The organism is Chromobacterium haemolyticum (genome assembly GCF_009936155.1).
Lineage (GTDB): Bacteria > Pseudomonadota > Gammaproteobacteria > Burkholderiales > Chromobacteriaceae > Chromobacterium > Chromobacterium haemolyticum.
Genome location: NZ_AP019312.1, coordinates 1,978,926 through 2,004,018 on the forward strand (window position 1 = coordinate 1,978,926; position 25,093 = coordinate 2,004,018).

Here is a 25,093-nt window from a genome sequence, read left to right on the forward strand (position 1 = left end):
TCAAAGTCTGCTGTGCTATTCCGCGCGCCGTTTTAGGTTTTCAACCAGGAGTCCGTTTAAGGGCCGAGCTTCACATCATGCCGTCTTCCGCGTCACCTGCTGTATCCCTGTTGCCGTTCAGCCTGTTCTATTTCAGCTATTTCGCCTTTCAGGGCCTATTCAGCCCGTTCTGGGGGCTGTATCTGGAGTCGCTGTCCTTCTCTGCCTGGCAGATCTCGGTGTTGATGGCCTTGTCCACGTTGGCGCGTATTGTCGCGCCGGGCTTTTGGGGCTGGTTGGCGGATCGGCGCGGACGCCGGCGCGCCATCATCTTGACGACTTCTCTGTTGTCGGCGGCGGCCTTCCTGCTGGTAGGGCTGGACCGCGCCTTCTGGTGGGTGTTCGTCAGCCTGGCCGTGTCGCATTTTTTCTGGGCGGCGGCGCTGCCCCTGGTGGAGGCCAGTACAGCCCACCTGACGCGCGCGCAGCCGGGGCGTTACAGCCGGGTGCGGGTCTGGGGCTCGATAGGCTTTGTTTGTTTGGCGATGAGCGGCGGCTTGCTGCTGGACCTCATCGGCATCGGCAATCTGCCGTGGGCGCTCTGCGCGTTGTTGGGGCTGGTGGCGGCTGTGGCCTGGCGGGTGCCGGAGGTGGCCGCTGAACGCAAGAACGGGCAGTCGACATCAATGGCCGCTACGCTGCGGCGGCCTGAGGTGATGGCCCTGTTTGGCTGTTGTTTCCTGATGGCCTTCGCTCACGGGCCTTACTACACCTTTTTTTCCATCGGCTTGAAACAGGCGGGCTACGAGCAAGGCGCGATCGGCATGCTGTGGGGCCTGGGCGTGGTCAGCGAGGTGGCGGTATTCCTGCTGATGCCCAAGATCATGGCGCGCGCGCGCTTGGAAACGCTGATGTTGGCGTCGCTATTGGCTGCGGCGCTGCGTTTCGCCTTGATCGCCGCCGCGGCCGAGCTGGCCTGGGTGGCGATAGGCGCGCAGCTGTTGCACGCGCTGACTTTCGGCCTGCACCACGCCGCCTCGGTGGGCTTGATCCACCGCATGTTCGACCAACATCACCACGGCCGCGCCCAGGGGCTGTACATCATCGCCTCGTTTGGCGTCGGCGGCAGCGCCGGCGGTCTGATCGGCGGGCTGGCGTGGCCGCATGGCGGCATGGCGACGACGTTCGCGATGTCGACGGCCGCCGCCGTGCTGGGCGTGTTGCTGTGCCGGCGCTGGTTGCGGCCGGCGGCGCCAGTTCAGGCGGGCTGATCTTTCAACAGGGCCGGCGGCACAAAGTAACAGTTGTCGCCTTCGATGCCGGGCAGTTCGATCCGGCCCTGGTAAAGCAGGCCGATTTTCTCCAGCACGCGGATGGACGCGTGATTGTGCGGCGCGGTGATGCCCACTACCACCGCGTGCCCCAGCTGCTCGCGGCCATGTTCTATGGCGGCCTGCGCGGCTTCGCTCGCGTAGCCGCTGCCCCAGAATTGTTCCAGGAAGGCGTAGCCGATGTCCGGATAGGCCAGGCCTTCGCGCTTGACCAAGCCGCAGATGCCGACCGGAACGCCATCGTCCAACCGCTCCACCAGCAGCAAGCCGTGGCCGTGTTTACGATAGCTGGCTTGCGGACCCTCCTCGATATAGCGCAGCGCGCCGAGCAGGTCGTGGGCGTCTTTGTCGCCGATATTGGCGATGAAGGCCGGCTCGTTCAGCAGCTTGAGCATGAAAGGGGCGTCGCTGGCGTGCAGCGGGCGCAGTTGCAGTCTGGCGGTGGCGATGTGATGCATGGCGGGTTCGTGTTTCACGGGATGAGGTCGTAAAAAAAGCCGACGGCGCGCAAGCGCCATCGGCTTTGATGCTAACAGGCCAGCGGCTCAGCACTCAACAATATTCACCGGCACTTCGATGACGTTGATGGCCAGGCCGCCGCGAGCGGTTTCTTTGTACTTGGTGCTCATGTCCATGCCGGTGTCGCGCATGGTCTTGATCACCCGGTCCAGCGACACGAAATGCTGGCCGTCGCCGCGCAGCGCCATGCGCGCCGCGTTGATGGCCTTGACCGAGGCCATCGCGTTGCGCTCGATGCAGGGCACTTGCACCAGGCCGCCCACCGGGTCGCAGGTCAGACCCAGATTGTGTTCCATGCCAATCTCGGCGGCGTTTTCCACCTGTTCCGGGGTGCCGCCCAGCACTTCGGCCAAGGCGCCGGCGGCCATCGAGCAGGCCGAGCCCACCTCGCCTTGGCAGCCTACTTCGGCGCCGGAGATGGAGGCGTTGAGTTTGAACAGCACGCCGATGGCGCCGGCGGTGAGCAGGAAACGCACGATGCCGTCGTCGCTGGCGCCGGGCACGAAGCGGGCGTAATAGTGCATCACCGCCGGGATGATGCCGGCCGCGCCGTTGGTGGGCGCGGTCACCACGCGGCCGCCGCCTGCGTTTTCCTCATTGACCGCCAGCGCGTACAGATTGACCCAGTCCATGACCGTCAGCGGGTCGCGCAGCGCTGCTTCCGGCGAGGCCAGCAGTTTGCGGTGCATGTCGGCGGCGCGGCGTTTGACTTTCATGCCGCCGGGCAGGATGCCTTCGCGCTCGCAGCCGCGCTTGACGCAGTCCTGCATCACTTGCCAGATTTTCAGCAGCTCGGCGCGCACTTGTTCCTCGCTGCGCCAGGCCAGTTCGTTCTCCAGCATGATCTGGCTGATGGATTTGCCGTGGCGCTGGCACAGGGCCAGCAATTCCGCGGCGCTCTTGAATGGGTGTTTGAGCTCGGTGACCCCCGGCGGGGTAAAGCCGGCGTCGATGGCGGCCTCGTCGACCACGAAGCCGCCGCCCACAGAATAATAAGCGCGCTTGGACAGGCTGGCGCCGGCGGCGTCGAAGGCTTCGAAAATCATGCCGTTGGGGTGATAAGGCAGGGTTTTCTTCTTGTGCAGGATCAGGTGCTCGCCCTCGACGAAGGGCACGGTGTGCTTGCCCAGCAGCGCGATGGCCTTGCTTGCGCGAATGGCGGCCAGCATGCCGTCCACCGCGTCGGTGTCTACCAGGTCGGGCTGCTCGCCCTGCAGGCCCAGCAACACCGCAACGTCGGTGCCGTGGCCCTTGCCGGTCGCGCCCAGCGAGCCGAACATTTCGGCGCGCACACTGGCGGTTTGCGTGAGCAACTCGTCTTTTTCCAGCCGGGCGATGAATTGGCGCGCGGCGCGCATCGGTCCAACTGTGTGGGAGCTGGATGGGCCGATGCCTATCTTGAACAAATCAAAAACACTGATGGCCATAATGCTTCTCTTTAAGGGCTGTGTCCCGGTAACCGGGTTGTTGTGAGGATGGCCTGGGCCGTCCTTATTATTGTCGTTGTCATGGTTTCACATGGCTGGGGCGCCGGGCGTGCCAGCGCACCGCCATCTTGCGGCAGCCGGGCAATCTAGACAAGCTGGAGGCCGCTGTCAATTTAGAATTATAGAGTCAGGACTAAGTTGCGTTGGGGGTTCGGCGAGTTGAAACCGCTTCGCATTCGGACGGCATGGCCGGGCGGGCGGGAGGCCCTTTGCGCAAGGCGAGGAGGGGACAGGGCATGAAAAAGCCCGGGCGAGCCGGGCTTGGGGTTTAGACTGCGGCGGCGGTGAAGCGGCGGCGCAGATGTTGTGGTTTTTCCAGCTCGTCGACGATGGCCACGGCGAGGTCTTCCACGCTGATATCAGCAGGCTTGTCGCCGTTGAACAGCAATTGATCGCCACCCAAGCGGTATTTACCGCTGCGCTCGCCGGGATGGAGGAAGGCCGGCGGCGAGACGAAGGTCCAGTCCAGCGTGCTTTCCTCGCGCAGGCGACGCAATGCTTCGCGCACGCCCAGCGCGCCTTCTTTCCATTCCGCCGGGAATTCCGGGGTGTCCACTAGTTGCACGCCGGGCGCCACTTCCAGGCTGCCGGCGCCGCCCACTTCCAGGAAGCGCTTGACGCCGGCTTGCTTGACGCCGGCGACGATGGCGTCGTGGCCCTTCACCGCCAGCGCCTGGATATCGGCCTTGTCCCAGCCGGGGTTGAAGGCGCTGACCACGGCGTCGTGGCCGGCTACGGCGGCGGCGATCTGACCGACTTGGTAGGCATCGGCGGCGACGCCGCTCAACTGCGGGTGTTGCGGCAGTTTGGACAGATTGCTGACGATGGCGCTGACTTGATGGTTGCGGGACAGCAGTTCTTGCAAGATGGCCGAGCCGACAAAGCCGCTGGCGCCGATCAGTGCGATTTTCATGGGGATTCCTTTTCGCGATAAACAGGGGGCCGAAAACCCTGACGTAATGGTTTTACGAGGGCCCCAAACATAATGAAGTTTGATGGCGTTCAGAATAACAGCTTGATTATAGAGCGATAATCCAGCAAAAATAGCATTGATAGTTTAGTTGGACTTAATAAATGGATGCATTACGACGCATGGCGGTTTTCGCCATGGTGGTGGATAAGGGGTCGATGAACGGCGCGGCCCGCGAGCTGGGCATGACGCCATCGGCGGTGAGTCAGCATATCAGCAAGCTGGAGCAGCAGCATGGCGTCAGTCTGCTGCACCGGACTACCCGCAAGTTGACGTTGACCGAGGCCGGCAGCCTGTTCTATCAGGGCTGCGCCGACATGCTGGCGGCGGCGCAGCTGGCCGAGCAGCGGCTGCTGGAGCTGCGAGACGCGCCGGTGGGCGAGCTGCGCATCGCCGCGCCCACCGGCTTTGCCGGCGCCTTATTGAGCGAGGCGCTGACGCCTTTATTGAGCGCGCACTCGGGTCTGAAGCTGCGGCTGTTTTTCCACGACGAGATGATAGACCTGGTGGACAACCGCATCGATCTGGCGCTGCGTGCCGGAGTGCTCAAGGACTCCAGCCTGGTGGCGCGCCATCTGGCTGACTGGCCGAACGTGCTGTGCGCGTCGCCGGCTTATCTCGCCCGCCAGCCGGCGATCACGCGGCCGGAGCAACTGTCCTCGTTGCAATGGGTGGCTTTATCGGATCGCAAACTGGGGTGGCTGGCCTTCGAGCACGCGGACGGCAGCCGCTTCACCGTCGAGCCGGACGCGCGCTTGGTCAGCAACAACATCGTCGCCGCGCGCCAGTTCGTGCTGGCCGGCATGGGTGTGGCGGTGCAGCCGGAGCCGGAGATACGGCAAGAGTTGGCCGACGGTCGCCTGCTGCGGGTATTGCCGGAGTGGAGCCTGCCGCCGCTGGCGATCTACGCGGTGACGCCGCGCCGCGATATCCAGCCTGCGAAAGTGCGCTATGCGATTGAGGCGCTGCGCGCCAGCCTGTGCAAATGAAAAACGCCGCCGGCAAGGCCGGCGGCGTGATTGGAACGGCAGTCGTTCAGGATCAGAAAGCGATCTTGAAGCCCACGCCGAAGGCTTGCGGGTCGTTGCCGGCGGTCAACGAAGCGTTGCTGGCGCCCAGGTTGCTATCGTATACCGGGTTGTTGGCGAAGTTGGCCTTGGCTTTGGCGTTGTTGCTGATCTTGGTGTAGTAAGCCAGCACCTGGGTGGTCTTGGACAGGTTGTAAGTGCCGCCCAGAGTCCACTGCTTGGCCTTGAAGTCGTCGCCGTTGACGCCGGCGCCGACATTTTTCAAGGTGCCCAACTGGCCGTAGGACAGCTTGACCGAGGCCGCGCCGAAGTCCTGGCCCAGAGCGATCAGCCAGTCGTCTTGCTTAACTTGGCCGCCGCCTACCTGGTCGTAAGTACCCCACTCGTAGTTGCCGCCGACGAAGGTGCCGGTGTCGAACTTATAGCTGGCGGCCAGGCCGTAGAAGGTGACGTTCTTGCCGGAGTTCAGCGACAGGACCGCAGGGCTGGAGTTGTTGTACGAGTTGGTATTGGCGATAACGGCGGTATCGTACTGGCGATCCCAGGCGGCGGCCAGGTTCAGGCCTTGCCAGGTGTAGCCCAGGCCCAGGGAGATGCGTTTGGAGTCGTTGCCGGACACGCGGCTCTCGTCCACGCCCCAAGACGCGCCCAGCTTGAAGCCGGCCCAGCTCGGGGAGAAGTAGTGAACCGAGTTAGCCATACGCGCTTCGCCGCGGCTGTTGACCGAACTGCTGCCGAAGTTGTCGGCAGTGGTATTGACCATCAGGTCGGTGCCCAGCGCGCTGTTGCCGCTGCCGGTGAACATCTTGTAGGCGGAGTCATACCGACCCAGCAGCACGCGGCCGAAGTCGCCGTTGTCGAGACCGATAAAGGTGTTGCGGGTGGCGAAGGTCGCGGTCTGACCTTTGTCGTCGGTGCCGCCTTGTTCGAAGTTGCGCAGGCTGTTTTCCACCTGCCAGATTGCCTTGGTGCCGCCGCCGATGTCTTCAAAGCCCTTGAAGCCGATGCGGGAGTTGTGATCGACGATGCGGGTGCGGCTGCTGTACTCGGAACCGCCGGAGCCGGTGGCTTTGGACGATTCGATGCCGCCGCTCAGGAAACCGTAGATGGTTACGTCAGCGTGGGCGACAACGGGCAAGGCGAACATTGCGGCAAGCAGGGCTGCCAGATTTTTCTTTTGCATCTTGAATGCTCCAAGTCAGTTTTTGCTTTACTAAAAGTCAGGTGCCGAAGCTGACGGACCTGCAATATCTATAGGTAGATAAGTGCGGTATCGCCACAACACTTGTATTAGTTTAGCCACAAAATATGACGTGGGTGTTGCAATGTTGTTGCATCAAGACAATTCGGACAGGGGTAGTGTTGCAATTACGCCAAGAATTGATTGGGGTAGACCTCGTCCAGCAGGGTGCGGCAATCGACGATGCGCAGGTCGTTGTCCTTGGCGAAGTCCATCAGAAAGCAAAACACCTGCGGGCTGATTTTTTCCAGTTTCTTATCCACCGCCACACAGCGCACGCCGTCCAGCATCATCGGGCGGACATGGGCGTGATAGTGCAGCTTTTGGTCGTCGAAGGAGGCTAGAATGCCGGCCAGGCGTTCGGCCCAGTCGCTGGGGCGAAAGGTGCGCCCTTCGGAAGTGATGCCCTGGATGACTATTTCGTATGGATTGCAGATCATGGCGGTGGACCGGAGTGTTTGCTTTTGGTTTAGCCTGTTTTTTATCGTCTGCTAAGCGATTTGCGCTTGGCGTTTTATGTTCAGGCGTTTTGTTTGTTGCTGAATATTTAGTATTTTACCCGAAAATCAGATGCGCTTGAATGGCGGCAGCGAGGCGAGCAGCCGCTTGCCGTAGCTTTGTTTTTGCAGCCGGTTGTCCAAAATGGTGACGCGGCCGTAATCGCGCTCGGTGCGAATCAGGCGGCCGACAGCCTGCACCAGCTTGATCGAAGCTTCCGGCACTGTGATCTCGATGAAGGGGTTGCCGCCGCGTTTCTCTATCCAGCGAGACAGGGTTTTGCCTACCGGATCGTCGGGCATCGCGAACGGCAGTTTGGCAATAATCACGTGCACGCAGCTTTCGCCGGGCAGGTCCAGTCCTTCGGAGAAGGAGTCCAGGCCGAAGATCACGCTGGGTTCGCTCTGTTTCAGCCGCTGATGGTGTTGTTCTATCAGCAGGCTTTTGGGGATTTCGCCCTGAATCAGCAGCCGCTCGCGCAGCGCGGCCGGCAGGCCGGCGGCGACTTCCTGCATCTGTTTGCGGGAGGAGAACAGCACCAGGGTGCCGACCGGTTCTTTCACATCGATCAGCTTGGGCAGCCATTCCACGATTTCGCGGGTATGGCCGCCGGCGTCCTTGGGGCTGGCCAGCATCGGCGGCAGATATAGCTCGCCTTGCTCGTCGAAATTGAACGGGGAGTCCAGCGCCACGCAGCTGACTTCCGGCATCCACTTCAGGCCGGTCTGCGACAGCAGCAGTTCGAATTCGCCCAGCGAGCGCAGCGTGGCCGAGGTCAGTATGGCGCCGGCGGCGCGGCGCCACAGCGTGGCGGCCAGGCTGGCGGCGGCGCTGACCGGCGACGCGGAGAACAGGTAGTCGCCTTTGCCTTCGGCGCGGCGGGTAATCCATTTGGCGATAGGCGGGCTGGTGGGCTCGGTTTCCTTCTCAAACAACTCCCACACCGCCAGCAACTGCTCGGCGCGCGCGGTGAGAAAGCCTAGGTCGGAAGCGGTCTTGTCGACTTGCGCCGCCTCGCCGCCCTTGTCCTTGCGCGCCTCGCCCAGCGCGTCGGAGAGCAGGCTCAGTTGCTTGAACAGGGAGCGCGCCGAGGTGGCCATATTGGCGGTGGGGCCCTGGAAGCGCTCCGGCAACGCGCCGTCTTCTATCAGCCAGGTGGGTTCCAGATTGTCGCTGGAGGCGGCCAGCGCGTCTTCGCCTTCCAGCAGCCACAGCCATTCGGTCAAGGTTTCGCTGCAGGCGCTGGCGGCTTCTATCGCCTGGCTGACAATTTCCACCTTATTGGTCAGCGCTTCCACGCGGATGGCGGCTGCGGCCACTTTGTCCAGCCAGGACATGGCTTGAGCCAAGGAATGTTCGGCGGAAAATTGGTTGACCGCCTTTTTGGCCAGGTGGTGCGCCTCGTCGATACAGTAGTAACTTTCTTCCGGCGCCGGCAGGATCACGCCGCCGCCCATGGACACGTCGGCCAGCATCAGGTCGTGATTGGCCACCACCACGTCCACGTTTTCCAGCACATCGCGCGCCAGGTAGAACGGGCATTCCGGCCGGTTGGGACAGGCGGCTTTCAGGCAGCCGTGGCGGTCGTTGGTGACGCGTGACCACAGGCTGTCATCGATCACGCTGTCCCAGGCGTCGCGGTCGCCGTTCCAGCGGCGGTAGTAGAAGGCGTCGGCCAACTGGCGCAGGGTTTCGATTTCGCCGGCTTCCGGTTTGCGGTCCCACAGCGCCAGCGTCGGGTCCAGGTCCAGCAGTTGGCCCTGGGCGTTCTCGGCGGTCAGCGCGAAGATGCGCTGCGGGCACAGATAGCGGCCGCGGCCCTTGGCCAAGGCGAAAGTCAGCGGCAGGCCGCTGTTCTCTACGACGAAGGGCAGGTCGCGGTTGACCAGTTGTTCCTGCAGGGCGACGGTGGCGCTGGTGACCACCAGCTTTTTGGCGCGGGATTTGGCCATCACGCCGCCGGCCAGCAAGTAGGCCAGGCTCTTGCCAACGCCGGTGGGGCCTTCGATCACGGCGATGCTTTCGCCGGCGCGTTCCGGCCAGTCGTCGCCTTCCTTGTCCTTGCTGCGCGACAGCGCATTGGCGATTTCCGCCAGCATTCGGCGTTGCGCGGCGCGCGGGCGAAAGCCCGGCAGGTTGTCGGCTATGGTCCGGTAATGGTCGCGAATGGCGTCTTTTTCAGCAGGGGTCAGCATGGCGGCGATTGTACCGCAAGGGGGGCGGCCTTGTCTGGCCGCGCCGAGCTTGCGTTGAATATGGGGAAACCCTGATGTGCGACTGCAAAATGACGCCGACGCACCGATATGGATAGGATAGGCGAATATAAAAACAAGCGAGTGCGCGAGCGAGTCAGACAGACAAATCCATTAATAACAGCGCAAAGCAACATCAACAGGAGAAACCCAATCATGACACCCGTTAGCCGAGTGCTGGTGGTCAGCGACGACGCCAAATGGCAGGCCGATGTGCTGGCCGGACTGGGCGCCGCCGCGGTCCGGCTGGAAAACCCTTACGGTCTGACCTTCGTCGGCGTTGCGCGCAGTCAGGACGCGCTGGATTTGATCGCCCGCGATGGCGACGTTCAGGTAGTGCTGGTGGACAAGCAGTTGCAGGAAAAGGGCGTCAGCCAGCCGGCGGCCCAATTGGCCAACCGCATCAGCGCCTTCCGTCCGGAAATTTCACTCTACGTTTTGTTGTTCGACGATGACGAGCGCGCGTTGGTGGAGGACCTGGCCAGCCACGCGGTGGACGGTTATTTCTATCGCGACGAGCTGGATTTTCACGGCTGGTTCCGCATTCTGTCCGCGGAGCTGGCGGAGAAGTCGGCGACGCCGTTCTACGACAAACTCAAGCAATACGTGCGCATGGCCAAGGATTCCTGGCACACGCCCGGGCATTCCGGCGGCGATTCCTTGAAAGGCAGCCCCTGGGTGGGCGATTTTCATGATTTCGTCGGTGAAAGCATGCTGCGCGCCGATCTGTCGGTGTCGGTGCCGATGCTGGATTCGCTGCTGCACCCGACCGGCGTGATCGAGGAGGCGCAGATGCTGGCGGCCAAGGCCTTCGGCGCCAAGCGCACTTACTTCGCCACTAACGGCACCTCCACCTCCAACAAGGTGATCTTTCAGACCCTGCTGGCGCCCGGCGACAAGTTGCTGTTGGACCGAAACTGTCACAAATCGGTACACCACGGCGTGATCCTGTCCGGCGCGCTGCCGGTGTATCTGGATTCCTCCATCAACAAGCAGTTCGGCATTTTCGGCCCGGTGCCCAAGGAAACCATCTTCGCCGCCATCGACGCCAATCCCGACGCGCGGGTGCTGATTCTGACTTCCTGCACCTACGACGGCCTGCGCTACGACCTGAAGCCCATCATCGAGGCCGCGCACGAGCAGGGCATCAAGGTCATCGTAGACGAAGCCTGGTACGGCTTCGCCCGCTTTCATCCGGCGTTTCGGCCTACGGCGCTGGAATCCGGAGCCGACTATGTGACTCAGAGCACGCACAAGGTGCTGTCCGCGTTCTCCCAGGCCAGCATGATTCACGTCAACGATCCCGGCTTCGACGCCCACCTGTTCCGGGAAAACTTCAATATGCATGCGTCGACCAGCCCGCAGTACAACCTGATCGCCAGCCTGGACGTGGCGCGCAAGCAGGCGGTGATGGAAGGTTACCGGCTGCTGGATCGCACGCTGAAGCTGGCGCAGGAGCTGCGCGACAAGATCAACTCCACCGGCGCCTTCCGGGTGCTGGAGCTGTCGGATTTGCTGCCGGAGGAGGTGCGCGAGGACGGCATCCAACTGGACCCCACCAAGCTGACCGTGGACATCACTCAGTCCGGCTTCACGGCGGACGAGCTGCAGCAGGCGCTGTTCGAGCGCTACAACATCCAAGTGGAGAAATCCACGTTCAGCACCATCACGCTGCTGCTGACCCTGGGCACCACCCGCAGCAAGGTATCGCGGCTATATGACGCGATGCTGCGCCTGGCCAAGGAAAAGCGCCCGCCGCGGCCGCTGGGGCGGATGCCGGAGATACCGCGGTTTTCCCGGCTGGCCAGCTTGCCGCGCGACGCTTTCTACGAGGCCGGCGAGCGACTGCCGCTGCTGGACGACGACGGCCGTCCCAACGCGGCGCTGGTTGGGCGCGTCTGCTGCGACCAGATTGTGCCGTATCCTCCCGGCATTCCGGTGTTGGTGCCCGGTCAGGTGATAGACGACACCATCCTCGCCTATTTGGCGCGACTGCAAAAAACCCAGAAATCCATAGAAATGCACGGTTTGGCCGAGGACGGCGGGGAGTTTTTGCTGCGGGTGCTCAAGGAAGGGGAGCTGGCGCAACTGCCGGGACGCGCCTTGTTCAAATGAATGCTTGTCAGACAGGCTGATTTCCGATAAATATAACTCTTGTCGCAATTATGTAAATCATGCGCTTTGCGTAGACATGTTTGCGACGCCTGTGAATGACTTGAGACCAGCGTGTAGTAATGTGCCATCGCGCATGAAGGACACTGAAACGGTGTCGAACGCGCGGTGGCTTTTTTTTTGAAATGGAGCACCATGACGTCCCCTAGGCATTACCTGCAATTCAGCGACCTGACCCACGAGGAATATCGCCACCTCTTTGAGCGCAGCAAGGTCCTGAAGCGACGACGTAGCGACGGCCAGTTGTACCAGCCGCTCGTCGGCAAGGTGATGTCCATGGTGTTCGAGAAGAATTCCACCCGTACCCGCGTGTCTTTCGAGGCGGGCATGGCGCAACTGGGCGGCCACGCGATGTTCCTGGATTCGCAAAGCTCGCAGATGGGCCGCGGCGAGCCCATCGAGGATACCGCCCGCGTGCTGTCCCGGATGAGCGACATCATCATGATCCGCACCTACGAGCAGGCGCTGGTGCAGCGTCTGGCCGCGCACTCCAAGGTGCCGGTGATCAACGGCCTGACCAACGAGTACCACCCGTGCCAGATCCTGGCTGACATCTTTACCTTCATCGAGCAGCGCGGCTCGATAAAGGGGAAAACCGTGGCCTGGATAGGCGACGGCAACAATGTCTGCCGCACCTGGCTGCAGGCGGCCAAAATCCTGGGTTTCAAACTCAAGGTGGCCACGCCGGTGGGCTTCGAACTCAAGGCTTTGGATGGTCAGCACTACGGCCCCGAGCATTTCGAACCCAGCCATAGCGCCAGCCACGCGGTGTCCGGCGCGGATTTGGTGACCACCGATGTGTTCACCAGCATGGGTTTCGAGGCGGAGAAAGAGGCGCGCCTGGAGGCCTTCCGCGAATATCAGGTGACGCCGGAGCTAATGAAGCTGGCCAAGCCGGACGCGTTGTTCATGCACTGTTTGCCGGCGCATCGCGGCGAGGAAGTGGCCGCGGCGGTGATAGATGGGCCGCAGAGCGTGGTTTGGGACGAGGCGGAAAACCGCATGCACGTGCAGAAGGCGCTGATCGAGTTCCTGCTGCTGGGCCAGTGTTACGACTGAACTCACGATGCGGGCGAGCGCCCGCCGTTCGAACGATTCGGCGAGACCGCGCAGCGCGGGCCGAATCCGGTAATCAATGGATTTGAAAGAATACAAAATGTCTGACATCAAGAAAGTGGTATTGGCGTACTCCGGTGGTCTGGATACTTCGGTGATTCTCAAGTGGCTGCAAGACACCTATCAGTGCGAGGTGGTGACTTTCACCGCCGACATCGGCCAGGGCGAAGAGGTGGAGCCGGCGCGCAAAAAGGCGGTGTCGCTGGGCATCAAGCCGGAAAACATTTTCATCGACGATCTGCGCGAGGAGTTTGTCCGCGACTTCGTGTTCCCGATGTTCCGCGCTAACGCCATCTACGAAGGCGAATACCTGCTGGGCACCTCGATTGCGCGGCCGCTGATCGCCAAGCGCCAGATTGAGATCGCCAATCAGGTGGGCGCCGATGCGGTGTCGCACGGCGCCACCGGCAAGGGCAACGACCAAGTGCGTTTCGAACTGGGTTATTACGCGCTGAAGCCGGACGTCAAGGTGATCGCGCCGTGGCGCGAATGGGACTTGCTCTCGCGGGAAAAACTGCTGACTTACGCCGAAACCCACGGCATCGACATCAGCAAGAAGAAGGGCGGCGGCAGCCCGTACTCGATGGACGCCAACCTGCTGCACATCTCCTACGAAGGCACGGTGCTGGAAGATCCGGCGGCGGAGCCGGAAGAAGATATGTGGCTGTGGACGGTAAGCCCGGAGAACGCGCCGGATCAGGCCGAATACATCGAGCTCAGCTATGAGAAGGGCGACATCACCGCCATCAACGGCGTGGCGATGAGTCCGGCCCAGGTGTTGACTGAGCTGAACCGCCTGGGCGGCAAGCACGGCATCGGCCGGCTGGACATCGTGGAAAACCGTTACGTGGGCATGAAGTCCCGCGGCTGCTACGAAACCCCGGGCGGCAGCATCATGCTGAAGGCGCACCGTGCGATCGAATCCATCACCCTGGACCGCGAAGTGGCGCATCTGAAGGACGAATTGATGCCCAAGTACGCCCAGCTGGTCTACACCGGCTACTGGTGGAGCCCGGAACGTCAGATGCTGCAAGGCATGATCGACGCCTCCCAGGCCACGGTCAACGGCTGGGTGCGGCTGAAACTATATAAGGGCAATGTGATCGTGGTGGGCCGCGAATCCAAGACCGATTCCTTGTTCGATCCCACCATCGCCACCTTCGATGAAGACGGCGGCGCCTACAACCACGCCGATGCGGCAGGCTTCATCCGCCTGAACGCGCTGCGGATGCGGATTGCCGGCAACGCCAAACTGAAACGCGGCTAAAGCTCCGTGCTTGGTCCGAAAAGCCCCCGCTGGGGGCTTTTTTTAATGAAAATTCGACATGGAAACCAATAATCGATCCAACGCCTGGATTCCTTGGGCCTTTGTGCTGTTGTGGAGCACCGGCTTCATCGGCGCCAAGTTAGGCCTGCCTTTCATCGGCCCGTTCACCTTTTTGGCGATACGGATGGGGCTGACCCTGCTGTGCTTCGGCGCGCTGATTGCCTGCTTCCGTCCCGCCTGGCCCGGTCTGGCAGCGGCCAAGCACCAATGGGCATGTGGCGCCATGCTGCACGGCCTCTATCTGGGCGCCAGCTTCGCCGGCATCAAGCTGGCGGTGCCGGCCGGCATCACCGCGCTCATCGTCGGCCTGCAACCAATACTGACCGCGGTGTTGAGCTGGTTGATGGGCGAGCAGCGGCTGAGCCGGATGCAGTGGCTGGGCCTGGCGATAGGCTTTGGCGGCGCGCTGCTGGTGGTGTTGGGCGGCAAGGGCTTGCAGCTCGGCGCCAATCCCGGCCTGTGGCTGACGGTGCTGGCCTTGTGCGCAATCACCGCCGGCACCTTGTACCAGAAGCGCTTCGGCCAGGGGGTGAACCCGCTGACCGGCGCTTTCCACCAATATCTGGCGGCTTTCCTGATCACCGGCGTTTTGGCCCTGGGCCTGGAGCGCGGCGACGCCATCCATTGGAACGCGCAACTGGCGCTGGCCCTGGGCTGGAGCGTGCTGGCGCTGTCGGTGCTGGCCATCTTGCTGTTGATGCGCATGCTGAAGGACGGCGAGGTCAGCAAGGTGGCCAGCTATTTCTATCTGACGCCGGGCCTGGCTGCGGTGCAGGCCTGGTGGCTGTTTGACGAACAGCTGAGCCTGCTGGCGGTGGTGGGTATGCTGTTGGCCGCGCTGGGCGTCGCCCTGGTGCTGCAGCGGCTGCGCTGGCGTCGATAGCCGCGCGCGGGCATTGAGCCGGCGGGCGATGGCGAGTATCTTATTAGCCGCTAGGCGGGGCGGCATCGCCAGGACCCCGCCGGACCGTGATCGGCTGTGGACGCAAAGGACAACAAGTGTCGGAAGAACAATTCACCAATATCTCGATGATCGTGTGCCTGGGTGGCCTGATCATTTTCATGGGCTTCATCATCTGGGACCTGGGCAAGAAGGCTCAGGCCGGCAAGATGGGCATGTTCATCCTGTTCCTGGTGCTGGGCTTCGGCGTGTCCGGCTTCCTGTTCAAGAATGTGTTGGTGGAGTTCCTGATCCAGAAGTAAGAACCTGTTTACGATCTGCTGTGCTTTGTGAAACGTGGCACGGTGAGTACTACTTCGAAATGCTCATGTACCCTCTGTACATTCCGCTTTCTCAGCGGTTTTCGCCTTGTCTCGCTCTGGCTCGCGAGATCGTAAACACGTTCTAAGGCTCGCGATACCGCGAACAGCCGGCAAGCTTACTTGCCGGCTTTTTTATCGCCTACGGAAAACGTGTGGGCCGCTAGTGGCCGCGGTCCAGTATCAGCTTCAGGCCCAGCGCGATGAACACGCTGCCGGCGGCGCGGTCCAGCCACTGGCTGGCGCGGCGGCTCTTGGCCAGCCATTGGCCGATGGCGCCGGAGAAATAGCCGAGGCAGCCGAAAATCAACGCGCCTTGCAGCGTGAAGACCAGGCCGAGCACGGCGATTTGCAGCCCGGCAGGGCCTTGAGCCGGATTGACGAATTGCGGCAGGAAGGCGAGGAAGAACAACACCACCTTGGGGTTGATCGCATTGGCGATCAAGCCTTTGCGGAAGGTGGTGGCCAAGGGCGCGGAGTCCTGACCGGCGGAGGCCCGGAAGTTGGCGCCGGGGCTGCGCAGCGCCTGCCAGCCCAGATAGATCAGGTAGCCGCCGCCGGCGAACTTCAGCAGGGTGAAGGCCAGCGGCGAGGCGGCGATCAGCGCGCTGACGCCAAGCGCGGCCAGCACCGTGTGGTTCAGGCAGCCTAGCGCGCAACCCAGGCCGAAAGCCACGCCCTGGCGGCGGCCGCGGGCAATGCCCTGGCTTAGCACCATCAGATTGTCCGGGCCGGGCGACAGCGTGATCAGCATGGCGGCGGCGGTGAAGGCGAGCAATTGTTCCGGGGTGACGAGCATGGGTTTCTCTGGCGGTGGTTCGTGTCCGGATGATTCCGCATTTGCCGTCGGGAGACAAGCGCTTTATCCGGCAGCGCCGGCCTCCCGTTCTGACCGCGCGTTCAGCCAGCCTCGTCCAGCGCGCTTTCGATTTCGCGGATATGCGCCTGATGGCCCTGGATGCGCTGGCCGGTGGGCGGCCCCTTGAACTGCTTGCGCACGCCTAAGGCGAACCAGAACAAGGCCAGTACCAGCAGCAGCGCGATGGTCAGGTACAGGACCTTTTCATTCGGCGGCTGGATGCCGACGAAGACCAACACCGCGCCGCCCAGCGTGGCCAGCGCGGCGATGGGTTTGGATGCCCGGCCCAGATCGAACGGCCCCTTGTGGGTCCAGCTGCGGCCCTCGGCGAACAGGCCGGCGGCGGAGGGCAAAATGTAGGAAATGTATAGAAACACCGCGGCGCCGGTGGACAGCACCAGGAAGGCGTCGCCGTACAAGGTGGCGGCGATGGCGAGCACGGCGCTGACCCAGATCGCCGGGCCTGGCGTGCGGTGCTGTGGATGCACTTGGCGTAGCCAGCGCGAGGCCGGCAAGCCGCCGTCGCGGGCGAAGGCGTACATCATGCGCGAGGTAGAGGTCAGGCAGGCCAGGCCGCACAGATAGTTGACCAGGAAGATGCCTATGCCCAGTGCCGCTTTCAAGGCCGGCGGCAGCGCGCTCAGTAGCAGGTCGAAAAAGCCCATGCCGGCCTTGACCCCAGCGCCCAGGTCCGGTAGCACCAGCACGAAGGCGCAGATCATCAGGTAGCCGAACAGGCCGGACCACAACACCGAGCGCAAGATGCCCTTGGGCACGTTGCGCGCCGCCTCGCGGGTCTCCTCCGAGGTGTGAGCGGAGGCGTCGTAGCCGGTCAGGGTGTAGACGGTGAGCAGCAAGCCGGCCAGGAACACCATCACGCCATTGTCCATCCGCGGCCAGGCGCCGCCGTCGGCGCCGCTGAAGTTGTGGAAGGTCCACAGCCGGGAAAAGTCTAGCGGTCCGGGCGCGTAGATCAGCAGCGACACCACCAAGGCCAGGGTGACGACGAAGATCAGATAGCCGGACAGATCGGTCAGCCGGGTGGTGAGCTTGATGCCCAGGTGATTGAGCCAGGCCTGGCTCAGTGCCACCACGGCGAGGAAGAGGGTCTGATGGCCCCAGCCCAGCTGTTCCGGATTCAGGCCCAGCAGCGGCGCGACCAGGGTTTTGAAGAAGGGATCATAAACGCCGAAGTTGACCGCGGCGGTGACGAAGATCAGCCCCAGCAGATTGATCCAGGCGGTGGTCCAGCCCAGGCCCTTGCCGCCCAGGATGGATGCCCAATGGTAGAGCCCGCCAGCGGTGGGGTAGGCGGAGGCGATTTGGGCCATCGCCGCGGCGACGATGGCGGCGAACAGCGCGCCCACCGGCCAGCCTATGCCGATGGCCGCCCCGCCGCCGGCGCTGAGTCCGGCCGGGAAGGCGGTGATGCCGCCGGCCAGCACGCAGATGATGGAAAAGGAGATGGCGAAGTTGGAAAAGCCGCTCATGCGCCGGGACAACTCCTGAGCGTAACCCATGCTGTGCAACAGTTTCTCATCCTCGCCCACGGGCGCGGATTCATGCCGAACTGGTTCCATGATGTTCCTCTCTCATTTGTCTGTTTGCTGCTGTTGTTCCGCCAAGGCGCGGGTACGCGCCGACGCCCGAACGGCGGCGGAAGCCGGCCGGGTTCTGGCCCGGTGATCCGGGCTTCGTGTCTATATCTGAATCTGAGGCGAGGCGAGGCGCGGCCTTGCTCAGCCGGGCGGCGGACTGCCGCTCATGGTGACCAGCGCGTCGAACAGCCTTTGCTGGCCGTCATCGCGCTCGGCGGAGAGTTCGGGGTGCCATTGCACCGCGATCAGCTGGGGGAAACCGGCGATTTCTATCGCCTCGATCACACCGTCCGGCGCCCAGGCCACCGGCACCACCCCCTGGCCGGGGCGATCTATCGCCTGGTGGTGCCAGGACTGGGGGAGGGCTTCGGTGCCGATCAGGCCCGCCAGGCAGGAATCGGCGGCGACGCGCACCGGGTGAGGGGTTGGCGCGCGCGGCGGCGCGCGATGGGGCACGGCCTCGCCCACCACGTCCGGCAGGTGCAGGTGCAGGCTGCCGCCCAGCACGGTGTTGAGGATTTGCAGGCCGCGGCAGATCGCCAGCGTCGGCAGCTTGCGTTGCAGCAGCGCGCGCGCCAGCGCGGTTTCGGTGGCGTCGCGCTCCGGGCTGAGGTTGTAAATGGTGGGATGGCCGCCGCCGTCGAAGCGGGCAGGGTCGATGTCGCCGCCGCCGATCAGCACCACGCCGTCCAGCTTGTCCAGCCAGCTGTCCACCATGTCGGGGCCCAGCGCCGGCAACTGCACCGGCGCGCCGCCGGCGCGCACCACCGCCGCCACGTATTCCAGCGGCGTGTGATAGCCGTGCTCGGGCGCGGCGGGGTAGGTGGTCAGGCCGATCAGCGGGCGCCTCATCACAGCCTGCCTTGCTGCGCGGCGAGGAAGATCGCGCGATAGTCGTCGGCGGACAGCGGCAGCGGGTTGCCGCCGTCGCTGGGGTCGGCCTTGGCCATGCGGCCGATGTCGGCGGCGGCGTCCGCGCCGATGCCGATCTCCGCCAGGGTGTGAGGAATGCCCAGGCCGGCGCGCAATTGAAGCACCCAGGCCAGGAAACCGTCGAAGTCGGCGTCGGCCAGGCCCAGATAGCGGGCGGCGGCGGCCAGCCGTTCGGCTATCGCCGGCCGGTTGCGCACCAGCACATAGGGCAGCAGCACGGCGTTGGCCAGGCCGTGGTGGGTGTCGAACACCGCGCCGATGGGATGCGCCAGCGCGTGCACGCCGCCCAGGCCTTTCTGGAAGGCGGTGGCACCCATGATGGAACAGGACAGCATCTGGGCGCGCGCTTCCAGATTGCCGCCGTCGGCGTGGGCCGCCGGCAGCCAGTCGTGCGCCAGTCGCATGCCTTCCAGCGCCACGCCCTGGGCGATGGGGTGGTAGAACGGCGAGCAGAAGGCTTCCAGATTGTGCACCAGTGCGTCGACGCCGGTGGCGGCGGTCAGCGCCGGCGGCAGGCCGACGGTCAGTTCCGGGTCCGCCAACACCAGCTTGGGCAACATGGCGGGGTGGAAGATGATGACCTTGCGGTGGGCGGCTTCGTCGATGATCAGGGACGCGCGGCCCACCTCGGAGCCGGTGCCGGCGGTGGTGGGCACCGCCAGCGTGGGCGCGACCCCGGCGGGATCGACGCGCAGCCAGTTGTCGCCCACGTCCTCGAAGTCCCACAGCGGGCGTTTTTGCCCGGACATCAGAGCGATGGCCTTGCCCACGTCCAGCGCGCTGCCGCCGCCGACGGCGACCACGCCGTCGTGGCGACCGTCGCGGAAGGCGGCGACACCGGCGTCTACGTCGCGGCCCACCGGGTTGGGGCGCATATCGCTGAACAGCGCCGTCTCCAGGCCGGCGTCGCTCAGCAGGGCTTGCAGCCGCGCCAGCATCGGCAGCCTGGCGAGGCCAGGGTCGGTGACCAGCAGCGGGCGGCGCATGCCCAGTTCGCGGCACAGCGCCGGCAGTTCGGCGGCGCGGCCGGCGCCGAAGCGGATGCTGGTCGGATAGTTCCAGTTGCCTTGCAATTGCATCGCCTTACCCCTTGATATGGAAGGATTTGACCCGGGTCAGCTGCTGATAGCCCAGCGTGGACAGGGAGACGCCGCGGCCAGTGTCCTTGACCCCGGTCCAGGCCAGCGCCGGGTCCAGATAGTCGCAGCGGTTCATGAACACGGTGCCGGTTTCCAATTGCTGACCGAGATGGACGGCGGCGTCGCGGTCCGCGGTCCAGATCGAGGCGGTCAGGCCGTAGGCGCTGTCGTTCATCAGTCGCAGCGCTTCTTCGTCGGAATCCACCGCCATGATGCCGATGACCGGGCCGAAGCTCTCCTCGCGCATCACGCTCATGGAGTGATTCACGTCCACCAGCACCTGCGGGGCCAGATAGGCGCTGCCGGGCACGTCGGCGGCGAAATGACCGGCCGGAATCAAGGCGCGCGCGCCGGCGGTCAGCGCGGCCTGGATCTGTCCGCGGACGAAGTCGGCGGCGCCGGCGCGCACCATCGGTCCCAGATTGGTGTCCGGGTCCAGCGGATGGCCGAAGCGATAGGTCCGGGTCAGCTCGACGAAGCCGTCGACGAAGTCGCGGTAGCGGCCGCGTTGCACATAGATGCGTTCGATGCCGCAGCAGGACTGGCCGGAGTTGAAAAAGGCGCCGTCCACCAGATTTTCTATCGCCGCCGGCAGGTCGGCGTCGGTGCGCACATAGGCCGGATCCTTGCCGCCCAGTTCCAGGCCGACGCCGATGAAGCGCTCGGCGGCCGCCCGCTGCACCGCGCGGCCGCCGCTCACCGAGCCGGTGAAGGCGACGAAGTCGATCTCCGGCGCGGCCGTCAGTTTCAAGGTGGCGGCATGGTCCAGTTCCAGGGTCTGGAACACGCCGATGGGCAGACCGGCGGCGGCGCACGCCTGGCGGAATAGGTCGGCGATCAAGGGGGTTTGCGAGGAGTGCTTGAGCAGCACGCAGTTGCCGGCGGCCAGCGCCGGCGCGATGGTGTTGACGGCGGTGAGGAAGGGGTAGTTCCATGGCGCCAGCACCAGCACGGTGCCCAGCGGTTCGCGGCGCAGCCAACGCTCAAAGCCGGGCTTGGGCGCGGGGTGGAGATCGGCCAACGCTTCCTCTGCGATATCCAGCATATGGCGGGCGCGCTCGGTCAGGCCGCCGATTTCGCCAGGGGACTGGCGGATGGGGCGGCCGATCTGGCGGGTGATGGCGTCGGCGCAGTCGCTCTTGTGGGCGTTCAGCCAGTCCACCGCCCGGTTGATCAAGGCCTTGCGTTCGGCTAGCGGGGTGGCGCGCCAGCCGGCCTGGGCGGCGCGGGCGGCGTCCAGCGCGGCCTGGGTCTGGACCGGGCTGGTATAGCTGCGCTGTAACAGCATGGAGCCGTCCAGCGGGGTGATGACGGAGTAGTTTGCGCTCATTTAAATGATCTCGAAGTAGCGTTTCAATTCCCAGTCGGTGACGTGGCGCTGGAACTCGCGTTCTTCCCACTCGCGGGTGGCGGCGAAGTGGTCGACAAAATCGTCGCCGAACCAGTCGCGGGCGGCGCTGGAGGCGCGCAGCGCCTGGGCGGCCTCCCACAAGGTGCGGTGAAGTTTCAAATGGGGCGGGGCATCCAGCAGATAGCCGTTGGCGCTGACAGGTTCTTCAGGCTCAATACGGTGTTCGATGCCGTAGAGGCCGGCGGCCAGGCCGCTGGCCAGCGCCAGATAGGGGTTGCTGTCGGCGCCCGGCAGCCGGTATTCGACGCGTTGCGACTTGGCGCTGCCGGGAATCGCCCGGATGGCCACAGTGCGGTTGTCCACGCCCCACAGCGAGCTGGTGGGTGCCCAGTAACCGGGCACCAGCCGGCGGAAACTATTGACCGTGGGCGCGGCCAGACTCATGAACTCCGGCATCAACCGCTGGATGCCGCCGATGAAATGACGCATCGCGTCGCTGATCGCGTGTTCGCGTCCCGGTTGATGGAAGGCGCTGTCGCCGCCGTCGCGGCGGCGCAGCGAGATGTGGATATGGCCGCCCTGGCCGGATTGCTCCTGGTGCCACTTGGCCATATAGCAGAGCATGCGGCCCTGTTTTTCCGCCAGCACCTTGGAGAAGGTCTTGAAACAGACGGCGTTGTCGGCGGCGCGCAGGGCGTTGTCCACGCACAGCGCGGCTTCCAGCGCGCCGGGGCCGGTCTCCTCGTGCAGGCCTTCGATGGGCATCTGCATCCGCTCGCACAGATCCAGCAAGGCGCGGTAGAAGTCGGTGTTCACCGAGCTGCGCAGGATGGAGTAGCCGAAGGCGCCGCTGCCCAACGGCTTGGGGTGCTGATAGAGACGCTGTTGCAGCGCCTCGTTGTCTTCGTCCACCGCCAGAAACTCGTACTCGAAGCCGGCCAGCACGTCGAAGCCCATGGCGCGCGCGCGCTCCAATACCCGGCGCAGCAGGCCGCGCGGACAGAGGCTTTCCAGCCGGCCCACCACCTCGCCCTGGACGAAGATCATATCGCCTTCCAGTGGAAGGTCGCGGCAGGATTCAGGAATCAGCCGCACCTCGGCGTCGCCGTAGCCGCGGCCCCAGCCGGTGAGCAGGGTGTTGTCGTACAGCTTGTCGCCCACGTCCCAGCCGAACACCACGTCGCAGAAACCGAAGCCGCCTTCCAGCGCGCACAGGAATTTGTCGCGCGACATGTATTTGCCGCACATCACCCCGTCCATGTCCACCAGGCCCACCTTGATCTGACTCAGGCGGCGTTCTTCGATCAAAACCTTCAAATCCGCGATTGTCTTTACGTCGCGTGCTTCCATCGCTGTCTCTCCCTGATTGCCGCGGTCTGACTTCCCCGATACCGGCCGAGCGTTCATCGTCTGGCTTGCAACTGTCTGTTTTGGCGGTGGTTTATCGCTGCCTTATGGGCTGCTTTTTGTCGTCGCCATGTTGTTTGGGTAGTATTATTCGTTAAAAAAAAATGAATCAAGCCAAATTTGTAATAAATATTAGAATGGGACCGGCAGTGTGGGCACAATGACACAATGCCGTTTTTATACCGGCGCTGTTATGCTGCGCGGCACGGCAAACGCCGGCATCGCCAAAGGGACAACAGAATGAGCCAAAGCCGTTCGATCGCGGAGCAAGTCCGCGCGCTGTTCGAAGCGCTGACCCCCACCGAACGCAAGGTGGGGCGGGCACTGCTGGCCAACTACCCGGTGGCGGGGCTGGAAACCATCGCGCAATGGGCGCAGCGCGCCGACGTTAGCGGGCCGACGGTGCTGCGCCTGATCGGCAAGCTGGGCTTCGACAATTACGCCGCTTTTCAGGGGGCCTTGCGCGCCGAACTGGAGCTGCGGCTGCAATCGCCGTTAATGCGCCACGACCCGGGGCAACTGCAGGGCGATCACGATTTTCTGGCCAGTCACGCGGAGCGCATCGCCGATTTGATGCGCCAGACCGCTGCTCAGGTGCCGCGCGCCGAGTTCGACTGCGCGGTGGACCTGCTGGGCGAACGCAAGCACCGGATCTGGTTGCTGGGCGGGCGGCTGACCGATCCGCTGGCGGCTTATCTTTGCCATCACCTGAAAGTGGTGCGGCCGGACGTGGTGCATTTGCGCGGCGTGCCGGCGAGTTGGGCGGATTCGCTGGTGGATATGGGACGGCACGACGTGCTGGTGATCTTCGACATCCGACGTTATTGGGACGACGCGCTGCGCATCGCGGAAATGGCGGCGCAGCGCAAGACCAGCGTGCTGCTGTTCACAGACCAATGGCTGTCGCCGGTGGCGCGGGTGGCGCGCTACACGCTGGCGGCGCACACGGCCGGCCCGGCCGGCTGGGACAGCAACACGCCGTTGATGATGTTGGTGGACGCGGTGATCGCCGCCTTGAACGCGCGGCATTGGGACCGCATCAGCGGCCGGCTCAAGGAGGTGGAAGCGATGCGGGCGCGGCTGGGCGAAGGCGAGGAGGGGGCGGTCGAGTGACAAGGGCGAGGTCAGCCTCTAAAATGTCGTCATCAAGCATTATTAGGAATATTTCATGCCGTCTTTCGATATCGTGTCCGAAGTGAACAAGGTGGAAGTGCGCAACGCCGTGGAGCAAGCCAATAAAGAGGTGTCCACCCGTTACGATTTCAAGGGCAGCGACGCCCGCATCGAAACCGGCGACAAGGAGCTGACCTTGTACGCCGACGCCGAGTTCCAACTGGACCAGGTCAACGACATCCTGGTGAACAAGCTGTCCAAGCGCGGCGTGGACGTGCGCTGCATGGAGTACGGCAAGCTGGAAAAAGTCAGCGGCAACAAGGTGAAGAAAGTGCTGACGGTGAAGGAAGGGCTGGAGTCCGACCTGGCCAAGAAGATTGTCAAGCTGATCAAGGACGCCAAGCTCAAGGTGCAGGCTAGCATCCAGGGCGAGGCGGTGCGCGTGTCCGGCGCCAAGCGCGACGTGCTGCAGGAGTGCATTGCGCTGATGCGCAAGGAAATCGCCGACGACAAGGAAAACGGCTTTCCGCTGCAATTCAACAACTTCCGCGACTGAACGCTGTTGTTAGTGCCTGTTCAAAGTCTCGTGAGCAAGAGCGAGACAAGGCGAAACGAGCGAAAAAGCGGAATGGTCGAGTGGTACATGAGCATTTTGAGCTTGTTTTTAACGCCGTATTGCCGAAGCGCAGCAGACTTTGAATAGGTGGACTGTCCCCGCTTCTGTTGGCAATCCTGCCCTAGACTGCCCCGGCTCCTGTAGGCATTCCCGTCTTATGATTTTGGCATGGCGGGATGTCCGTGAGCACACCCGTTTCACCCCAGAATTCAAAGAGGATGCCGTCAAACAAGTCACCGAGCGTGGCTACTCCGTGGTCGAGGTTTCTGCTCGGCTTGGTTCCTGGCCATAGCCTGTACAACTGGGTTAAAGCCGTTACCCGGACAACTCTGAGAAGCAAGCTGCTGAACTGATCGAAGCCAAGAGCGAAATCCTTCGCCTTAAGGCCCAATTGCGTCGCACGGAAGAAGAGCGAGATATTCTAAAAAAAGCCGCGCGGTACTTTGCCAGGGAGTCCGAGTAAAGTACCGCTTCATGAATGAACATCGGCATGCCTGGCCACTGACGAGCATGTGTCGCTTGCTGCAGGTCGCTCGTGCCGGTTCAGGCCGCGCCACGCGCTGAGGCCGATGGCTCTAGCAAGGGTTTCAGCGCCGCCGGCTCTCGCGGCCGAGTGCAGCAGGTCGGCGAAAATCCTTCCGTCCGTCTGATTGATGGCTGTGGAAACGGCGTGCTCCCGCATGGGATGCACGCCGTTTGGCTTTCTTTCCGCCCGAGACGCCCGCGCCTTGACGCTGCTTGCCCGGCTCAGTACCCTGTGGCTCGCGCTGCGCCCAATCACGCCGCGCCGGGTTTGGAAGCCCAAAATCGTTTTGACCGCAGACAGGAGGTGTCCGCTTTGGCACTTCCACGTCTGCCGCCACGCATGCCCATTCCGGGCGGGCCGTGGCAGGGAGCC

Annotated in this window: 20 protein-coding genes and 2 pseudogenes; 10 read left to right on the top strand and 12 right to left on the bottom strand. The window is 63.6% G+C overall.

All coding sequences use genetic code 11. The features are described from left to right. The first annotated feature begins 77 nt into the window (after nucleotides 1-77). Complete coding sequence (locus GYH29_RS09000) at nucleotides 78-1,250, top strand: MFS transporter (RefSeq protein ID WP_081573994.1); 1,173 nt, start codon at nucleotides 78-80, stop codon at nucleotides 1,248-1,250. Here GYH29_RS09000 and GYH29_RS09005 read toward each other — a convergent pair. The 3 genes from GYH29_RS09005 to GYH29_RS09015 all read right to left on the bottom strand — a co-directional run bounded on the left by GYH29_RS09005 (nucleotide 1,238) and on the right by GYH29_RS09015 (nucleotide 4,229). Beyond that, nucleotides 1,238-1,786, bottom strand: a complete 549-nt coding sequence (locus tag GYH29_RS09005; RefSeq protein WP_232060555.1) for a GNAT family N-acetyltransferase — start codon at nucleotides 1,784-1,786, stop codon at nucleotides 1,238-1,240. The genes GYH29_RS09000 and GYH29_RS09005 overlap by 13 nt on opposite strands. A 69-nt stretch (nucleotides 1,787-1,855) precedes the next feature. Beyond that, nucleotides 1,856-3,256, bottom strand: coding sequence for an L-serine ammonia-lyase (locus tag GYH29_RS09010; protein WP_081556189.1), 1,401 nt, complete (start codon nucleotides 3,254-3,256; stop codon nucleotides 1,856-1,858). A 328-nt stretch (nucleotides 3,257-3,584) separates the two neighbouring features. Further along, nucleotides 3,585-4,229: an NAD(P)-dependent oxidoreductase gene (locus tag GYH29_RS09015; RefSeq protein ID WP_161523564.1), complete on the bottom strand. Its 645-nt coding sequence runs from the start codon at nucleotides 4,227-4,229 to the stop codon at nucleotides 3,585-3,587. 161 nt (nucleotides 4,230-4,390) lie between these two features. On the opposite strand from GYH29_RS09015, the gene GYH29_RS09020 reads away from it, so the two are divergent. Further along, the gene (locus tag GYH29_RS09020; protein WP_161523565.1) at nucleotides 4,391-5,275 is read left to right on the top strand and encodes a LysR family transcriptional regulator; all 885 of its coding nucleotides are present in this window, start codon (nucleotides 4,391-4,393) and stop codon (nucleotides 5,273-5,275) included. Nucleotides 5,276-5,327: 52 nt separating this feature from the next. Here GYH29_RS09020 and GYH29_RS09025 read toward each other — a convergent pair whose 3' ends face one another. From GYH29_RS09025 to dinG, 3 genes and pseudogenes are all read right to left on the bottom strand, one after another. Beyond that, nucleotides 5,328-6,497, bottom strand: coding sequence for a porin (locus GYH29_RS09025; RefSeq protein ID WP_161523566.1), 1,170 nt, complete (start codon nucleotides 6,495-6,497; stop codon nucleotides 5,328-5,330). Between the two features lie 212 nt (nucleotides 6,498-6,709). After that, nucleotides 6,710-6,994: pseudogene (locus GYH29_RS09030) on the bottom strand (DUF3579 domain-containing protein); the annotation flags it as partial. Between the two features lie 126 nt (nucleotides 6,995-7,120). After that, a complete protein-coding gene (gene dinG, locus GYH29_RS09035) occupies nucleotides 7,121-9,247 on the bottom strand; it encodes an ATP-dependent DNA helicase DinG (RefSeq protein WP_161523567.1) in 2,127 nt (708 codons plus the stop codon). 213 nt (nucleotides 9,248-9,460) lie between these two features. On the opposite strand from dinG, the gene GYH29_RS09040 reads away from it, so the two are divergent. The 5 genes from GYH29_RS09040 to GYH29_RS09060 all read left to right on the top strand — a co-directional run bounded on the left by GYH29_RS09040 (nucleotide 9,461) and on the right by GYH29_RS09060 (nucleotide 15,122). Next, nucleotides 9,461-11,419 carry an aminotransferase class I/II-fold pyridoxal phosphate-dependent enzyme gene (locus tag GYH29_RS09040; RefSeq protein ID WP_039755757.1) on the top strand — a complete coding sequence of 653 codons (1,959 nt, stop codon included), beginning with the start codon at nucleotides 9,461-9,463 and terminating at the stop codon, nucleotides 11,417-11,419. Nucleotides 11,420-11,611: 192 nt separating this feature from the next. Then, nucleotides 11,612-12,535, top strand: coding sequence for an ornithine carbamoyltransferase (gene argF / locus GYH29_RS09045; protein ID WP_161523568.1), 924 nt, complete (start codon nucleotides 11,612-11,614; stop codon nucleotides 12,533-12,535). A 97-nt stretch (nucleotides 12,536-12,632) separates the two neighbouring features. After that, complete coding sequence (locus GYH29_RS09050; RefSeq protein WP_081556203.1) at nucleotides 12,633-13,859, top strand: argininosuccinate synthase; 1,227 nt, start codon at nucleotides 12,633-12,635, stop codon at nucleotides 13,857-13,859. 58 nt (nucleotides 13,860-13,917) lie between these two features. Beyond that, a complete protein-coding gene (locus GYH29_RS09055; RefSeq protein WP_043592144.1) occupies nucleotides 13,918-14,802 on the top strand; it encodes a DMT family transporter in 885 nt (294 codons plus the stop codon). A gap of 116 nt (nucleotides 14,803-14,918) precedes the next feature. Further along, nucleotides 14,919-15,122, top strand: coding sequence for a DUF2788 domain-containing protein (locus GYH29_RS09060; RefSeq protein ID WP_019099892.1), 204 nt, complete (start codon nucleotides 14,919-14,921; stop codon nucleotides 15,120-15,122). Between the two features lie 220 nt (nucleotides 15,123-15,342). On the opposite strand, the gene GYH29_RS09065 is transcribed toward GYH29_RS09060, so the two are convergent. From GYH29_RS09065 to GYH29_RS09090, 6 genes are all read right to left on the bottom strand, one after another. Continuing rightward, on the bottom strand, nucleotides 15,343-15,978 hold the full coding sequence (locus tag GYH29_RS09065) for a LysE family translocator (RefSeq protein WP_118267165.1): 636 nt from the start codon (nucleotides 15,976-15,978) through the stop codon (nucleotides 15,343-15,345). Between the two features lie 101 nt (nucleotides 15,979-16,079). Further along, a complete protein-coding gene (locus tag GYH29_RS09070) occupies nucleotides 16,080-17,618 on the bottom strand; it encodes an amino acid permease (protein WP_198001656.1) in 1,539 nt (512 codons plus the stop codon). A 159-nt stretch (nucleotides 17,619-17,777) separates the two neighbouring features. Next, nucleotides 17,778-18,488: a gamma-glutamyl-gamma-aminobutyrate hydrolase family protein gene (locus GYH29_RS09075; RefSeq protein WP_161523569.1), complete on the bottom strand. Its 711-nt coding sequence runs from the start codon at nucleotides 18,486-18,488 to the stop codon at nucleotides 17,778-17,780. Continuing rightward, nucleotides 18,488-19,648, bottom strand: a complete 1,161-nt coding sequence (locus GYH29_RS09080) for an iron-containing alcohol dehydrogenase (protein ID WP_081574002.1) — start codon at nucleotides 19,646-19,648, stop codon at nucleotides 18,488-18,490. The genes GYH29_RS09075 and GYH29_RS09080 overlap by 1 nt, the downstream gene beginning before the upstream one ends. A 4-nt stretch (nucleotides 19,649-19,652) precedes the next feature. Further along, entirely contained in the window at nucleotides 19,653-21,038 is a 1,386-nt protein-coding gene (locus tag GYH29_RS09085) for an aldehyde dehydrogenase family protein (protein ID WP_161523570.1), read from the bottom strand. Beyond that, on the bottom strand, nucleotides 21,039-22,409 hold the full coding sequence (locus tag GYH29_RS09090; RefSeq protein ID WP_107732363.1) for a glutamine synthetase family protein: 1,371 nt from the start codon (nucleotides 22,407-22,409) through the stop codon (nucleotides 21,039-21,041). 297 nt (nucleotides 22,410-22,706) lie between these two features. On the opposite strand from GYH29_RS09090, the gene GYH29_RS09095 reads away from it, so the two are divergent. The 3 genes and pseudogenes from GYH29_RS09095 to GYH29_RS09105 all read left to right on the top strand — a co-directional run. Next, a complete protein-coding gene (locus GYH29_RS09095; protein ID WP_019099885.1) occupies nucleotides 22,707-23,579 on the top strand; it encodes a MurR/RpiR family transcriptional regulator in 873 nt (290 codons plus the stop codon). 55 nt (nucleotides 23,580-23,634) lie between these two features. Further along, on the top strand, nucleotides 23,635-24,135 hold the full coding sequence (locus tag GYH29_RS09100) for a YajQ family cyclic di-GMP-binding protein (RefSeq protein WP_019099884.1): 501 nt from the start codon (nucleotides 23,635-23,637) through the stop codon (nucleotides 24,133-24,135). A gap of 217 nt (nucleotides 24,136-24,352) precedes the next feature. Next, nucleotides 24,353-24,738: pseudogene (locus tag GYH29_RS09105) on the top strand (transposase); the annotation flags it as partial. Nucleotides 24,739-25,093 lie beyond the last annotated feature (355 nt).